Genomic DNA, 15,039 nt, shown 5'->3' with positions numbered 1-15,039 from the left:
TTGTAAAACACGTCGGGCAAGCCGGAAAAAACTAATTATTCAAATGTGCCGCCTCAAATAAAATTGGTATAAGCGGGAGTTGAAGTGGTAAAAGATTTCATTGTTTCTAATAATCCTGGTTTGTGATAAGTGATTCATCTCTAAAAATAATGACTATCAAAACTAAAGTCCTTACCCAACAGGAAAGTTAGTCGCTCATCAGGGAAACCGCCTTCTCTACGAGACGCTTCGTGTTAGCAGAAGCCTCTCCCTTTGGGAGAAGACCGCGCTAACTCACTACAAACTTTAATTTATTTACGCCTAGATATTTACACTAAAATCCATTGGAGGTTCTGATGAACCATGAAATTGAAATTTCTAACGAGAATTTGACTGAGAACAGGATAGAACCAGAGCTACCGCGATCGCCTAAAAAGAAAAAGATTCGTTTGGTAATTTTGGGTATGCTATTGCTGGCTGGGCTAGGTTTTTTTGGTATCCATGCGAGTGCAGCCAAGTCAGACAAATCTGAAAAGTCTGGGCGTAATCGGCAGCAAGTGACACCTGTAACTGTGGCAATGGTGACACAAAAAACGGTTCCGTTGCAACTACAGGCGATCGGTAATGTACAAGCGGGTTCTACGGTATCGATTACGCCCCAAGCTAGTGGGCGGATTGTTGGCGTTTATTTCAAGAAAGGTCAAGATATAAAAAAGGGACAACTTTTGTTTACTCTAGATGACCGATCGCAAGCTGCTGCAATCCAGCAAGCTCAAGGTACTGTAGCCAAAGACCAAGCCTCGGTACAACAAGCCAGAGACGCATTAACTAGAGATTTGGGTCAGGTAGATCAAGCCAGAGCCACTTTAGTCAAAGACCAAGCTTTAGTGCGACAAGCCCAGGCGAATTTGGCCAAGGATCAAGCGCAAGCAGAATTTGCCCAAGGACAGAGCGACCGCTATACTACGTTATACAAAAAAGGCGCTATCAGTTTAGATCAAGCACAACAATACGTTTCTAATAGTAAATCGGCTACAGCAACCCTCCAAGCAGATCGAGAAGCGATCGCTAATGCTGAAGCAGTTTTGAAAAGCGATCAAGTGGCGCTGACTAATGCTGGCGCAGTTGTCAAGGGCGATCAAGCTGCGATCGCTAATGCTCAAGCTGTTGTCGTTTCAGACCAGGGAGCATTAGACAATACCAAAGTGCAATTATCTTACGCCAAAATTTATGCGCCGATTGATGGTCGCGCTGGCAATATTCTCGTGACTCAGGGCAATGTGGTACAAGCCAATAGCACGACTCCACTTGTTACCATCACCCAAATTCGCCCGATTCAAGTTGCTTTTTCCATTCCTGAAACAAATCTGCCCCAGGTACAAAAGTATATGCAGAATGGCAAGCTGAAGGTAGATGTAACGTTCCCCGATAATCCATCTCATCCAATACCAGGTGCTTTGACCTTTGTCAATAACACAGTTGATAACACCACGGGGACAATTCAACTAATTGGCGACTTTGACAACACTCAGGGACACTTATTTCCTGGTCAATTTGTTAACGCAACGCTGACGTTGACCGAAGAACCGAATGCAACGGTTGTTCCTTCCCAAGCCGTGCAGAATGGCCCCGATGGGCAGTTTGTCTTTGTAGTTAAGCCAGACATGACGGTAGAAAACGTTCCAGTTACAGTTAGCAGCACGATTCAGGGGCTAGATGTAATTCAGAAAGGGCCACAACCAGGGGATAAAATTGTTACCGATGGTCAAGCGAATCTCATTTCCGGGAGCAAAGTTCGCGTTAAAACAGCCGGCAATTCCCAAGGCGGTAATGACTCGAATCAGCCAAGAAGAAATCATTCCCGTAACTCTGGTGGAGGTGATTCATGAACCTCTCAGAACCATTTATCCGTCGCCCGATCATGACGACTCTGGTGATGGCAGCGATTTTGATCTTCGGTTTCATGAGTTATCGCTTGCTGCCAATCAGCGATTTACCAAGTGTAGATTATCCCACAATTCAGGTAAGTGCTTCCCGACCGGGAGCCAGCCCCGAAACAATGGCAGCATCGGTTGCCCGTCCTCTAGAAAAGCAATTTTCTAGTATTGCTGGACTCGATTCGCTCAACTCAACTAGCACTCTAGGACAGACTCAAATTACCCTGCAATTTAACCTGAGTCGGAACATTGATGATGCAGCGCAGGATGTACAAGCTGCGATATCGGGAGCATCGGGACAAATTGCTAACGATTTACCCAATCCTCCTACCTACAGCAAAGTTAACCCCGCAGATCAACCGATTCTCTACCTTTACTTAGACTCTCCTACTCTGCCGCTTTCCCAGGTAGACAATTATGCCGAGACTTATTTAGCGCAAAAGCTATCTACAATCAATGGGGTAGCACAGGTAGCTGTCTACGGTTCCCAAAAGTATGCGGCTCGTATTCAACTCGATCCGCAGCAATTGGCAGCGCGACAAATTGGGCTAGATCAGGTGGCGACGGCGATTCAACAAGGTAATGTCAATTTGCCTACCGGCAGTCTTTCAGGAAATCACAAGAATTTTACAGTCCAAACTAACGGACAACTTGAGGATGCGGCTGCTTATCGTCAGTTAATAGTATCTTATAAAGATGGAATGCCCATCTATCTCAATCAACTGGGTCGGATTATTGACAGTGTAGAAAATGACAAGGTAGCAAGCTGGTATAACAATACTCGCGCCATTATTCTTACCATTCAAAGACAGCCCGGAACCAATACGGTACAAGTCGTAGACACGATTAAGAAATTGCTCCCGGATTTGCGAGATCAAATTCCGGCATCCGTGGAAATTGGGATTCTCTATGATGCATCTCAATCAATTCGAGATTCAGTAGATGATGTCAGATTTACGTTGATTCTGACGATCGCTCTAGTTATCTTAGTAATTTTCATCTTTTTACGGAACCTCTCGGCGACTGTGATTCCCAGTTTGGCATTACCTGTTTCGTTGATTGGAACCTTTGCGGTGATGTATTTGCTGCACTACTCACTAGATAATCTATCACTGATGGCATTGACCCTTTCGGTGGGTTTCGTTGTGGATGATGCGATCGTTATGCTAGAAAATATCGTCCGTCACATGGAAATGGGAGAACGTCCCCTAGAAGCGGCGTTGAATGGGTCGAGAGAAATTGGTTTCACAATTTTATCGATGACCCTTTCCTTAGTTGCAGTCTTCATCCCCATGTTGTTCATGAGTGAAGTACTGGGACGATTATTTCATGAATTTGCTGTAACGATCGCAGTGGCAATTCTCGTTTCTGGTTTTGTGTCTTTGACTTTGACTCCGATGTTGTGCAGCCGTTTTCTGCGTCCTGTGGATCATGCTAATCAAAGTCGGTTATATCAAGCTTCCGAATATGTATTCGATCGCTTCCTTGCTCTGTACGATTGGAGTCTCAAAAAAGTCTTAAAATATCACCTTACCACAATGATTTTATCTGCCTTTCTATTGGCGGTGACAGTTGGGCTGTTGGTGATAGTTCCCAAAGGCTTTATTCCTAGCGAAGATACCGGACAAATTACAGGCATTACCCAAGCAGCCCAAGATGCATCTTTTGATAATCTTGTTCAGCATCAGCAGACAGTTGCTAACCTGATTCGCCAAGACCCGAATGTAGATGCAGTCAACTCCAATATCGGGGCAGGAGCGAGTGCTAGTGGCAGTGGGGCAGCAGTTGCAGCCAATTCTGGGAGTTTGTTTATTCGGTTAAAACCGCGATCGCAGCGTCAACTAGGGGCTGACGAAATCGTGCAAAATTTGCGAACCAAACTCGCCACTGTTCCAGGCATCCAAGTATTCTTACAAAATCCGCCAGCGATACCCATTGGCGCTCAACAAAGCACAGGACTTTATCAGGTTGCACTTCAGAGTTCTGATGTCAAACCCTTGCAGGAATATGTTCCCCAACTTGTTCTGAAGATGAAGAACTTGCCAGAACTCCAGGATGTCAACAGCGATTTACAATTTGCTTCCCAGATTCAAATTGACATTGACCGCGATAAAGCTTCAACTTATGGGATTACCGCCGAGCAAATCGAAAATACCCTCAGAAGTGCTTACGGTTCCTATCAAGTGTCAACCATCTATGCAGCAACTAATGAGTATCAGGTGATTTTGGAATTAGCACCGCAATATCAGCAGGATATCAATGCTCTGTTAACCTTATACATTAACTCCAGCACAGGAGTAGCAGTTCCTCTAAAGACATTCGCCAAACTATCTCAGGGAGTCAGCCCGTTAATGGTCAATCATAACGGTCGGATGAACGCCGCCACCATTTCCTTTAACCTCGCTCCTGGTGCGTCCTTGGGAAATGCCAACCAAAAAATTACAGAACTGATCGATCAGGTAATTCCTAAGAGCATTACCACCAGCTTTCAAGGCGCAAGCCAAGTATTTCAAAGTTCACTGCCGAGTTTGGGTTTATTGTTAGCGATCGCCATCCTAGTAATTTATCTAATCCTGGGTATTCTCTATGAGGATTTCATTCACCCAATTACAATTCTTTCGGGTTTACCATCAGCAGGTTTTGGGGCATTGTTAACGCTGATAATATTCCATGTTGAACTCAACGTTTACTCCTTCATCGGCATAATTCTTTTAGTGGGCATTGTGAAGAAAAACGGGATCATGATGGTGGACTTTGCCATCGAAGCCCAGCGAAATGAATTGAAAAAGCCGTCCGAGGCGATTTATCAAGCCTGTTTGGTGCGCTTCCGTCCAATTATGATGACGACGATGGCAGCATTAATGGGAACCTTGCCTATTGCGATCGGATTTGGGGCTGGTTCCGAATCCCGCCGTCCTTTAGGTATTGCAGTTGTGGGTGGACTAGTGTTTTCTCAGATATTAACGCTTTATTTAACACCCGTGTTCTATATATATATGGAATCGTGGCGGAAAAAGCTTAATCAAGTTAAGTTTCGGCGGGTGTTCTCATTTACAGGTGAGCGATCGTAATGTTTAACTTTTTTAAACGAACCGCAAAGGACGCAAAGGACACAAAGGAAGAGATAGATAAGTTCAAGAAGCAGTGTGGGAGTCGTTAGAGATGTTTATAAATATGCAGATAGAGCCGTTGCACCCATCACACATTTATTAAACTCACTTTGAAATATAATTTCAACACATTTCACTTAACCATTTCTTCCTTCTCTTCCTTTGCGCTCTTTGCGTCCTTTGCGGTTCGTTTAAAAAAAATTGACTTTGACAAAGAGTTAAGCCTTAACTCAATAACAAAACCCATGAACCTTTCAGAACTCTTCATCCGTCGTCCAGTCATGACCACTTTGGTAATGATGGGTATCCTCATCTTCGGTCTGATGAGTTATCTACTATTACCCATCAGCGCCCTACCCAACGTTGAATATCCTTTTATATCTGTCTCTGCTAGTCTCCCTGGTGCCACTCCAGAAACAATGGCATCTTCAGTCGCCGCACCCCTCGAAAGACAGTTTACCGAAATTGCCGGACTCAATTCATTCAATTCCACCAGTTCCACAGGCAGCACTAACATCTCCCTACAATTTGACTTTAGCCGCAGAGTGGAAGATGCCGCCAAAGATGTACAGGCAGCCATCTCAGCAGCAGCCGGACAACTACCAGCCGGAATGCCTCACCCACCCACCTATCGCAAAGTTAACCCATCTGTCTCACCAATTCTCTTCCTCTATATGTATTCGGAGACACAGCCAATCTCGACAGTAGATGAATACGCAGAGGTAACAGTTGGTCAACCAATTTCGATGATTGATGGTGTTGCTCAGGTACAGGTTTTTGGTCAACAGCAATATGCAGTCCGCGTCCAGCTTGACCCGCGAGAGTTAGCATCGCGGGGAATTGGTCTAAGTCAGGTAAAAACTGCAATTCAACAAGGAAATGTCAACTTACCAACTGGCAGTCTCTCTGACAGTTACAAAAATTATACGATTCAGGCGAACGGTCAACTCACCGATGCTGCCAGCTATCGCCAGCTAATTGTAACTTACAAGAATGGTGCGCCCGTGCGGCTTCAGGATTTGGGGCAGGTAATTGACAGCGAACAAAACGTTAAAGTCTCGAATTTGTATAGCGATCGCAAAGTAACAAATCGTCATTCTGTTGTTCTCGCTGTACAGCCGCAGCCGGGTGCTAATACGGTAAATATTGTTGATGCTATCCAAGAGCTTTTACCTACACTCCGCGAACAAGTTCCCAAATCCATTGAAATGGGGATTATGTACGATCGCTCCCAAACCATTCGAGCCTCTGTTAATGATGTGAAATTTACCTTGGTTCTCTCGGTTTGTCTAGTTGTCTTGGTGATTTTCTTATTTTTACGTGACATAACAGCTACCCTAATTCCCAGTTTGGCGTTACCTGTAGCAATTATTGGCACTTTTGCGGTGATGTATCTGTCGGGTTTCTCCCTAGACAACCTTTCACTCATGGCGTTAACCCTTTCTGTGGGCTTTGTCGTGGATGATGCGATCGTGGTGTTAGAAAATATCGTCCGTTATCGAGAAATGGGCGAATCTCCCTTGAACGCGGCATTGAAGGGATCGAAGGAAATCAGCTTCACCATTTTGTCAATGACCCTTTCCTTAGTAGCGGTGTTTATTCCCATCATGTTTATGAGTGGAATAATCGGGAAATTATTTCATGAATTTGCCGTGACGATCGCAGTGGCAATTTTGGTTTCGGGTTTTGTTTCCCTCAGTCTCACCCCCATGTTATGCAGTCGCTTTCTAGGTTCACATCAGCAAAGACCAAATCGGCTGTATCGAGTTTCAGAACGGGCATTTGATTTACTACTGCGAGGATATGATTGGACGCTCAAACCAATTTTAAAATACCGCCTGATGACACTGATTGGTTCTGGCATTTTGCTGGTAATGACCGTCTATCTGTTCGTCATCGTTCCCAAAGGATTTATTCCAACCGAAGACACCGGACAACTGATGGCGAACACCAAAGGAGCGCAAGATATTTCTTTTGATGATATGCGCCGTCACCAGCAAAAGGTTGTTGACATCATTCGTAAAGACCCCAACATTGAAGCAGTTGACTCAATTGTAGGTGCAAGTGGCCCGAATGCGTCGGTAAACTCCGGGCGAATTACGATTCGGCTCAAGCCACGTTCAGAACGTAAACTGAGTGCTGACGAAATCATTCAAGAACTAACCCCCAAATTGAGACGTGTAGTTGGGGTTAAGACATTCCTCCGTTCTCCGCCAGCTATTCCCATCGGTGGTCAACAAACTAATTCTACTTATCAATTCACCTTGCAGAGTTTGAATTTACAAGACCTGCGCCAATACGTTCCTAAACTTGTAAATAAAGTCAAAACTCTACCAGGACTCCGGGACGTTGACAGCGATTTACAACTCAGCACTCCTCAAATCCAAGTCCAAGTTGACCACAACAAAGCTGCAACTCTTGGGATTACCGCCCAACAAGTTGAACAAACCCTCAGCGCCGCTTATGGTTCCAGCCAGGTGTCAACTATCTATACTCCAAATGACCAATTTTATGTAATTTTAGAAGTAAAACCGGAGTTTCAGCGAGATCCCAGCGCCCTATCACTACTATATGTGCAATCGAGTACTGGAAAACAGGTTCCCCTGAGTGCGATCGCTAATATTACTCAAAATGTCGGCCCTCTCACCGTTACTCACGTTGCTCAACTCCCCTCTGCAACTATCTCTTTTGATACGCTCCCAGGAACATCTCTAAGTCAGGCTACAGATGCTATCAAGCAAGCAGCCAGTGAGCTATTACCCTCAACAATTACCCCCAGCTTTCAAGGTTCAGCCCAAACCTTCCAACAATCTTTCAACGATTTAGGTGTATTGTTGTTGGTGTCTATTTTAGTAATTTATCTAATTCTCGGTATCCTCTATGAAGATTTTATACACCCAATCACTATTCTTTCCGGTCTGCCTTCGGCGGGTTTTGGCGCATTACTGACGCTGCTGATTTTCCAGGTTGATTTAAACCTTTACTCTTTCATCGGCATCATTCTGCTAGTGGGTATCGTCAAGAAAAACGGCATTATGCTAGTGGATTTTGCCATTGAAGCGCAGCGAAAGGAAGGTAAAAATTCCTTTGATGCCATCTATACCGCTTGCTTGACTCGCTTCCGCCCAATTATGATGACGACGATGGCAGCTTTAATTGGCACGCTCCCTATTGCTCTGGGTACAGGAGTAGGTTCAGAAGCGCGTCGTCCCTTGGGAATTGCGATCGTTGGTGGATTAGCGTTCTCTCAGATATTGACTCTCTATCTAACTCCAGTGTTTTACATTTACATGGAGGCATGGCGGAAAAAGCTTGGTAGACAAAGTACTAGTGGTCTGTCGCATTAATTCTGCTGGGTTGTAGAGACGCAAAATTTCGCGTCTCTATAGGGTTTTGGTAACAAACTAATCAATCAGAACTTATGAGATAAACCACTAGTACTCTGCCAACCCAAAAATGCTGGGTGAGAGCTGGGGAAAGGAAAAAGGGAAAAGGGTAAGGGATTTAAAACCTTTCCCCCTTACCCCTTAACCTTTACCCCGCTAAGTTCCCTTGGCGAACTACTAGAGTTAGAAAGACTTAACGGGAAAGCTTATACCAATTAATTTGCTTTAAAGCAGCGATTGATGCAATTTTAGTAATCGGTTTCAGCTTTGCTCCTTGATAGGAAATCAAATGTGAAAAATGTAGAAAACCCTTCAGTGAACACCTAAATTTTGTGAGAAAGAAAAGAACTTATATCAAACAACTAACTTGCACAGAAAACAATACAAAAAGTATTAGATTCGGGCATACATAATATGGTATCTAAAGGTATAGAAAGAATCTTAAAAGACGCATCTGAAGATAACGGTGATTTAAAACCTGAAGACTTAAATCTCTCCTTCCAAGCAATACCTATGTACTACTAGTTTGCGATTGCTCTGTGTCGGTTGCGTAAGTCCTGACTAGATAACAGCAACTAGGGAGAACTATTACAAAGTTTTAAGCTCTTTGGCTTCTATCGGAATAGCTAAGAGTAATTATACTTAAGAATGGAAATCTTTGGGCTTTTTTGATGCCGTTCGCGTTCGCTTGCCTTAAGAGCGATGGCGCTGCTTTGCCCTACGCTTCAAAGCCAACCAGATCAGGGTTAACGCTTAACGATTATGCCATTCGACTCACACCCCTATATGTTCTCTGTGTTAGTTTTCGTTAGAAACACATTTAAAACGGGAATAATAAAGAGTCTATATATACTAAATACTTAAAAATACAATGCAACCCCAAAGTACTGCTGTGATCTTGATTGGTTATCAAAATGACTACTTTGCAGCCGATGGTATTCTACATAATGTGATTGAGGAATCTTCAAGGGCCACCAAAGTATTAGAAAACACTGTTGAGCTTGTACAATGTTTGCGACAAACTCCAGTGTTGATGATTGCCACACCGATTTTTTTTACACCAAACTATGAGGAATTGGTTGAACCTGTTGGCATTCTTAAAACTATCAAGTCAGTTGGGGCTTTTCAAGCTGGTACGAAGGGATCGCAGATGATTGATGAGTTGCTACCCTTTAGCAGCAGAATTCTCGAAGTTCCCGGGAAACGAGGATTTAATGCTTTCATGAATACGAACTTAGACATAATTCTCCATGAAAAAGAGATTACTCATGTAGTTCTAGCTGGTGCAGTCACTTCGGTCTGTATTGATTCTACAGGTCGTTCTGCACATGAGAAAGGCTATCAGGTTGTTATTTTGTCTGATTGTACTTCTGCTCGCACGGTTTTTGAGCAAGAATTCTACCACACTCACGTTTTCCCCTTATACGCCGATACAATTAACCATACCGAGCTACTTCAGCGTTTGAGAGTATAGTAGAATGTCAGATCTAAACAATGAATTGCATACACAGATTCAGTACAGTTTGATTGAGAAATTGTCTGAATCCGAGCGGCGTTACCGGGAATTGGTGAATAGTCTGCGCGAAATTGTGTTTAAGTGCGATCGCTTGGGTAATCTCAATTTTCTTAACCGAGCCTGGACAAACACCCTTGGTTATGGGATAACAGATGTCATCGGTAGTGCTTTAGGCAATTTCATTGACTTGGATGATCGGCACTTGTGGTCAGAAACTCTAGAAAAGCTACAAACCGGAGTAGAGGTTTGTCAAGTACTCCGCTTTTACCATCAAACTGGTGTAATTGTTTGGTTGGAACTATCTGCTCAACCTCAAAGTGAAACAGAATTCTCTGGCTCACTGATCAATATTAGTGATGTCTACAACGAGCTTCGCTTACGCAAACAAGCAGAAGCATTATTGAAGCAAACGAATGAGCAACTGGAAGCTAGGGTAGAACAACGAAATATTGAGCTAATTCAAGCTAATCACGACCTAAAAGTTACCCTTGATAAACTCAAATATACTCAGGCTCAACTGGTGCAAACTGAAAAAATGTCGAGTTTGCGGCAATTAGTTGCAGGGATTGCTCACGAAATTAATAATCCAGTTAACTTTATTTACGCTAATCTCACTCATGCATCTGAGTATACAGAAGTCTTATTAAAAATCTTGCAACTCTACCGGCAAACCTATCCAGTTCCCTCGCTACACATTCAAGAAGCAATAATAGCCTGGGATTTGGACTTTATTCAAAAAGATTTAGGTAAGCTGCTGGAGTCAATGCAAGTTGGCAGCGAACGCATTAGAGAAATTGTGCTGTTACTGCGAAATTTTTCTCGGTTGGATGAAGCAGATATCAAAAATGTTGATATTCACGCAGGTATCAATCATACAATCACATTGCTTCGTCACCGCTTCCAAAGTGAGTCAGGAAATCCGGTAATTCAAATAATTAAAAACTATGGAGTAATTCCTTATGTAAAGTGCTATCCTGCACAACTGAATCAAGTATTTTTAAATATTTTAAATAACGCTATATATGCTTTAAACGAGGCAATTGCTAATCTATCAATTAGTCAAGAGACTCAATGTCAAACTTTTGTTCCTACTATTTGGATTAATACTGATATCGTTGATGAAACTTGGCTTAATATTTGCATTAAAAACAATGGTCTAGGTATTCAAGAATCAGTAATTTCCAAAATATTTGATCCGTTCTTTACAACAAAGCCTGTTGGCAAAGGAACTGGGCTTGGCTTATTTATTAGTTATCAGATTGTAGTAGAAATGCATCAGGGCAAATTAACTTGCACCTCAAAAACAAGCCAAGAAACAGAATTTTGTATCCAAATTCCTATCTAATATAGCAATCCGATTTGATTTTTGAATCACTCCTAGAGGTAAAGGATTGGGGACTGGGAAAAAGGAATAAGGGTGTACTGAGTTTTGTTCAAAAATCAAATATGAGTTCTATGAACCTATCCCACTATTCTAAAAATCCCTACTTCTTTTCGTAAAATATGCTTGAAAACCTTGATTTTTCGTTTTCAGTTCTCAATTAACTTAAGCTTTGTAGCACAAATATTATTAGTGGGATAGGTTCATGTAACTATTACTTTTAAAACAAGTAGTCTTGGTTAAGGTTATAGCTCTTGTAAGGAGCCACAGAAAAAAAAATTAAATATTTTTGCTTGAAAATTAAGGCTAATATTTAGTTTAAAAATAAATTTATACAACTTATTTTTGCGGTGATGCTTAAGCAATTCAAGGAGATGAACTCAAATATTAGGAATTTAACGTTATTACACACATATGTTCCTCTTAAAGAGTGATCAATTCATATAAAGTGCTAAAATTACCACTACCTCCATCACTTTTAGGTTCAGAAATCGGTTCTTTTACTGAGTTTACAGTCACTCAAAGAATGCCTGCGATCGCTCGCCGAGTTATCGTGGAAAATAATTTTTCAGACGATATTAATACAAGATTAGAAAGCCTTGCTACAGAACTGTAGTCTGTTATTTACCTGTACCAACAGTAGCATTACGCGCCCTAAAGTCGGAAGTAGCAGTGGGTTTAGAATATGAGGTTGTTGAGAAAGTAGCAAAATCTGACCATTCTTGGTTGACCAATGGACAATGGGGTGTGATTCAGTTCGCGGCGGCTTAGTAATTTAGTAATATAGAGCCAATGCTCCCCTTTACCGCTAGCTCTACTAAACCAATTGCTTCCGGTCGGTATTGCTAGGGTAAATTTTAGTAATCGGCATTTAAGGTGGAATCTCGACGTAAGAGTATTTACTCCCTTAAGAGTTATTGGCGTTGATCTAGTAAAACATCAAAATGTTTAACCTTGGTTTCTGGTTCAATCAGATACTGGTTATCTTTGGGTAAAGGGTGTACTTGTTCTATATCATTGCCAGCAAAGGCACGAATAGCATCGCGTGACTCCCAATAAGAGATAACAGTAAACTCTGTAATTGTACCATTAGTTCGACGAAATACTTGCGCTCCTCGATTTCCAGGAATCGATTGGATTTTCTTGATTCCAGCTTCAGTTAAATATTTATAATATTCCTCTGCTTTATTCGTCAGTGTTTGACCATGCCAAATACGTGCAACTACTGTTTTGGATTGGGTTGTACTGCCATTAATTTTAGATGGAACTACGCCAGGTTTATTCTGTGCAACTGTTACACAAGGTAAAGAAGCAAGTAATAGCGCAGATGCAAGAAATATGCCAAAAGTTTTTTTTCTTCTCATTGTGAATTTTTTGCTAAAGTTAGAAGATTTGAGCGATGATATTTTTTTCATAACATTATCAAGTTTAAAAAATAGATTACAAGATATTGGTAAGCAACAGCAAAGTGAATTTGGTAGGGTAGGAGTATCTGCTTTGTCACGCCTGGGATTACAAAGCAGATGACCTCATGCTAAGTGATAACGGAGGATGTCGGGTGTAGTGCTGCTGTTGACCTAAAGCCATTGGGTAGCATGGATTGTAGGGGGTAGAGTAGTTAGGGAGGAGCGTTTACACTAAAATCCCGTAGTGCAAAATCTGAAGATAAATGATTTCGCTGTAAAAATATGTGCAAATCTAAAGAAATTATTAAGGCAATACCCAGGTAAGATGGGTAAAAATTGGGTAGTTCTGCGGTATTTTTTAGTAAATAATTGAGCGATGATTATGTGTATAGAAAGCGCTGGCAAAGATTTTTAGCTGGCATTTAATAAACCGATATAAAACAAAGCCCTGGATTTTTACCAGGGCTTTTTAAATTGAAAACTCAATTTTCAAAGTCGGCGCTTATGACTAGAAACCGAGAGCTTGTCAAGATTCCTCGAATAGGCGATCGCCTTTATGTAACCGATAAGCGATTTGATAGGTTTGTGCTTGCGATCGCATTGTGGGAGAATGGGCTGCTAAATACCGGGCAGCAGCAACTAATACATGAATCCCAGCAGGAGTGTCACCTAATAAAGAATACTGACGAAAAGCGGCTTCTATCTCTTGAATTACATGAAAATCACGGTTTTCTCTGAGCATCATTTTTCCTAGCAGCGCCATGAGTCTTTCAGGCTTGCCACCACTATATAAATAATTAGCGACTAATTGACCTGTCTGGTTAACTTGCTGCTGACGATTTAATAAATCTGGTAACTGCTGGAGTAATTCTTCGGGATTTGAAACGGAGTCTTTAGCCTCTGGAAGTCGTGCTGGTGGTACATTCAAAAAACGATTTAAATAGACACTCATCGCCGCATCAAAGACTCCTCTGAGTAGTTCAACTGTTGGTACTCGTCGTAACCCTTGATGTACAGCATTAGCAAAAGTAAATGGATGATGTGCTGAATTCCAATCTCCAAAGTCATTGTTAGTATTAAAACGAGCAACACGCAGTGCGGCTGTATAAGTAACTACACTTGCTAATTGTTCTTCTGTACAACCAGCTTGTAGGGCATTTAGTAGCGAGTCTGCGATCGCTTGTGGGTCTTCACCTAATAAAATTGGTATTAATTGCTCCGAGTTTGACCAAGTTCCTCGTTGAGATTTCCCCGCATTTAAAACAGTGGGTAATTGCTCAAAAGCCGACTCTAATATTGCCACCAAATCTACAGGGTAGCGCCAAGAATTAGATTCTTCCATTCGGGATGCACTAGCTAAACCCGAAACTAAGCTAGGTAGAACAGATTCCGCAGCTTCCCAACCAACAACATCAAGTGCCTCCAGTGCTTTGTTAATAAAATCAAGGGTATGCCCAATATCAAGATAACGATGATCTGTAGCCGATGAAAATAGCATATCTGCAACTTGCTCTAAATTAGCCCCTGAGCGAATCGCAGATACCAGACATCTTTGTGCAGCTTCACTATCCCGTACCTCAATAAACTGGCAAAACCAGCTTTTAAGAGTCGGAAAATCAACGGTAGAGTTAGGCAATGGCTGAACAACAAATAGAGGCGGCGCATCTGCACTATCATTAGCGACTGCCGAAAGTCCGTGAAATAAGGCACGAGGCTTGTCTTCTTCATCTAGATAAGGTAGGAGATTCATCATGCAGGTATGGATAGTTAAACCTATACCCCAACCTGTTTTGTTGTAACTAGTGCCAAATTTTAAACCGATTTGAAATGGTTCAGCCGGATTTACTCCTATATCTAACAGTGCGATCGTTGATTTGGCAATCACTAAAGAAATACTCTGCTTTAAACCATCTTCAAGGCGTTGGCGTTGGTGGGCATGAAGATTAACTGGCGGTACTAAATTTACCCAAACTTCACCATCACGGATTTCCACAGGAAATGCCGGAACATCATCTGCCCAAGAGTCGAAGGTTCCCCCACTAGCTATATCAAAGCGGGCATAATGCCAAGGACAAGTAACAATACCATCTTTGCAGGTGCTACCTTGCAATGGAAAACCCATGTGGGGACATCGGTTATCTATTGCATAAACTTTATTATCTGAGTAAAACAAAACAATAGTATGTTTTCCCTTGTGGACTAACAAACTGCCTGCTGCCTGAACATCTTTAAGTTGAGCAACACGGGTATAATTGTCTTTATTGGTTGTTTCTTTAAATATTAGAGTCATTTAATTTACACACGAATGAATATCAAAAGCTTTA

Annotated in this window: 8 protein-coding genes; 6 read left to right on the top strand and 2 right to left on the bottom strand. The window is 42.0% G+C overall.

Going from position 1 to position 15,039, the window contains the following annotated elements; genetic code table 11:
- Positions 1–335 precede the first annotated feature (335 nt).
- The 6 genes from RMY00_RS00330 to RMY00_RS00305 all read left to right on the top strand — a co-directional run bounded on the left by RMY00_RS00330 (position 336) and on the right by RMY00_RS00305 (position 11,925).
- Positions 336–1,868: an efflux RND transporter periplasmic adaptor subunit gene (locus RMY00_RS00330; RefSeq protein WP_322645658.1), complete on the top strand. Its 1,533-nt coding sequence runs from the start codon at positions 336–338 to the stop codon at positions 1,866–1,868.
- Positions 1,865–4,987: an efflux RND transporter permease subunit gene (locus RMY00_RS00325; protein ID WP_322645657.1), complete on the top strand. Its 3,123-nt coding sequence runs from the start codon at positions 1,865–1,867 to the stop codon at positions 4,985–4,987. The genes RMY00_RS00330 and RMY00_RS00325 overlap by 4 nt, the downstream gene beginning before the upstream one ends.
- Before the next feature lie 284 nt (positions 4,988–5,271).
- Entirely contained in the window at positions 5,272–8,373 is a 3,102-nt protein-coding gene (locus RMY00_RS00320) for an efflux RND transporter permease subunit (protein ID WP_322645656.1), read from the top strand.
- 910 nt (positions 8,374–9,283) lie between these two features.
- Positions 9,284–9,886: a cysteine hydrolase family protein gene (locus RMY00_RS00315; protein WP_322645655.1), complete on the top strand. Its 603-nt coding sequence runs from the start codon at positions 9,284–9,286 to the stop codon at positions 9,884–9,886.
- Positions 9,887–9,890: 4 nt separating this feature from the next.
- Positions 9,891–11,273, top strand: coding sequence for a PAS domain-containing sensor histidine kinase (locus RMY00_RS00310; RefSeq protein WP_322645654.1), 1,383 nt, complete (start codon positions 9,891–9,893; stop codon positions 11,271–11,273).
- Positions 11,274–11,757: 484 nt separating this feature from the next.
- Entirely contained in the window at positions 11,758–11,925 is a 168-nt protein-coding gene (locus tag RMY00_RS00305) for a hypothetical protein (RefSeq protein WP_322645653.1), read from the top strand.
- A 298-nt stretch (positions 11,926–12,223) separates the two neighbouring features.
- On the opposite strand, the gene RMY00_RS00300 is transcribed toward RMY00_RS00305, so the two are convergent.
- Both RMY00_RS00300 and RMY00_RS00295 read right to left on the bottom strand, forming a co-directional pair.
- A complete protein-coding gene (locus RMY00_RS00300; RefSeq protein ID WP_322645652.1) occupies positions 12,224–12,673 on the bottom strand; it encodes an antibiotic biosynthesis monooxygenase family protein in 450 nt (149 codons plus the stop codon).
- A gap of 568 nt (positions 12,674–13,241) precedes the next feature.
- Positions 13,242–15,005, bottom strand: coding sequence for a Rieske (2Fe-2S) protein (locus tag RMY00_RS00295; RefSeq protein WP_322645651.1), 1,764 nt, complete (start codon positions 15,003–15,005; stop codon positions 13,242–13,244).
- Positions 15,006–15,039 lie beyond the last annotated feature (34 nt).

Source organism: Nostoc sp. ChiVER01 (genome assembly GCF_034531155.1).
Classification (GTDB): Bacteria; Cyanobacteriota; Cyanobacteriia; order Cyanobacteriales; family Nostocaceae; genus Nostoc.
Note: the sequence above shows the minus strand (reverse complement) of the source record. Positions and strands in the feature narration are given on the sequence as shown.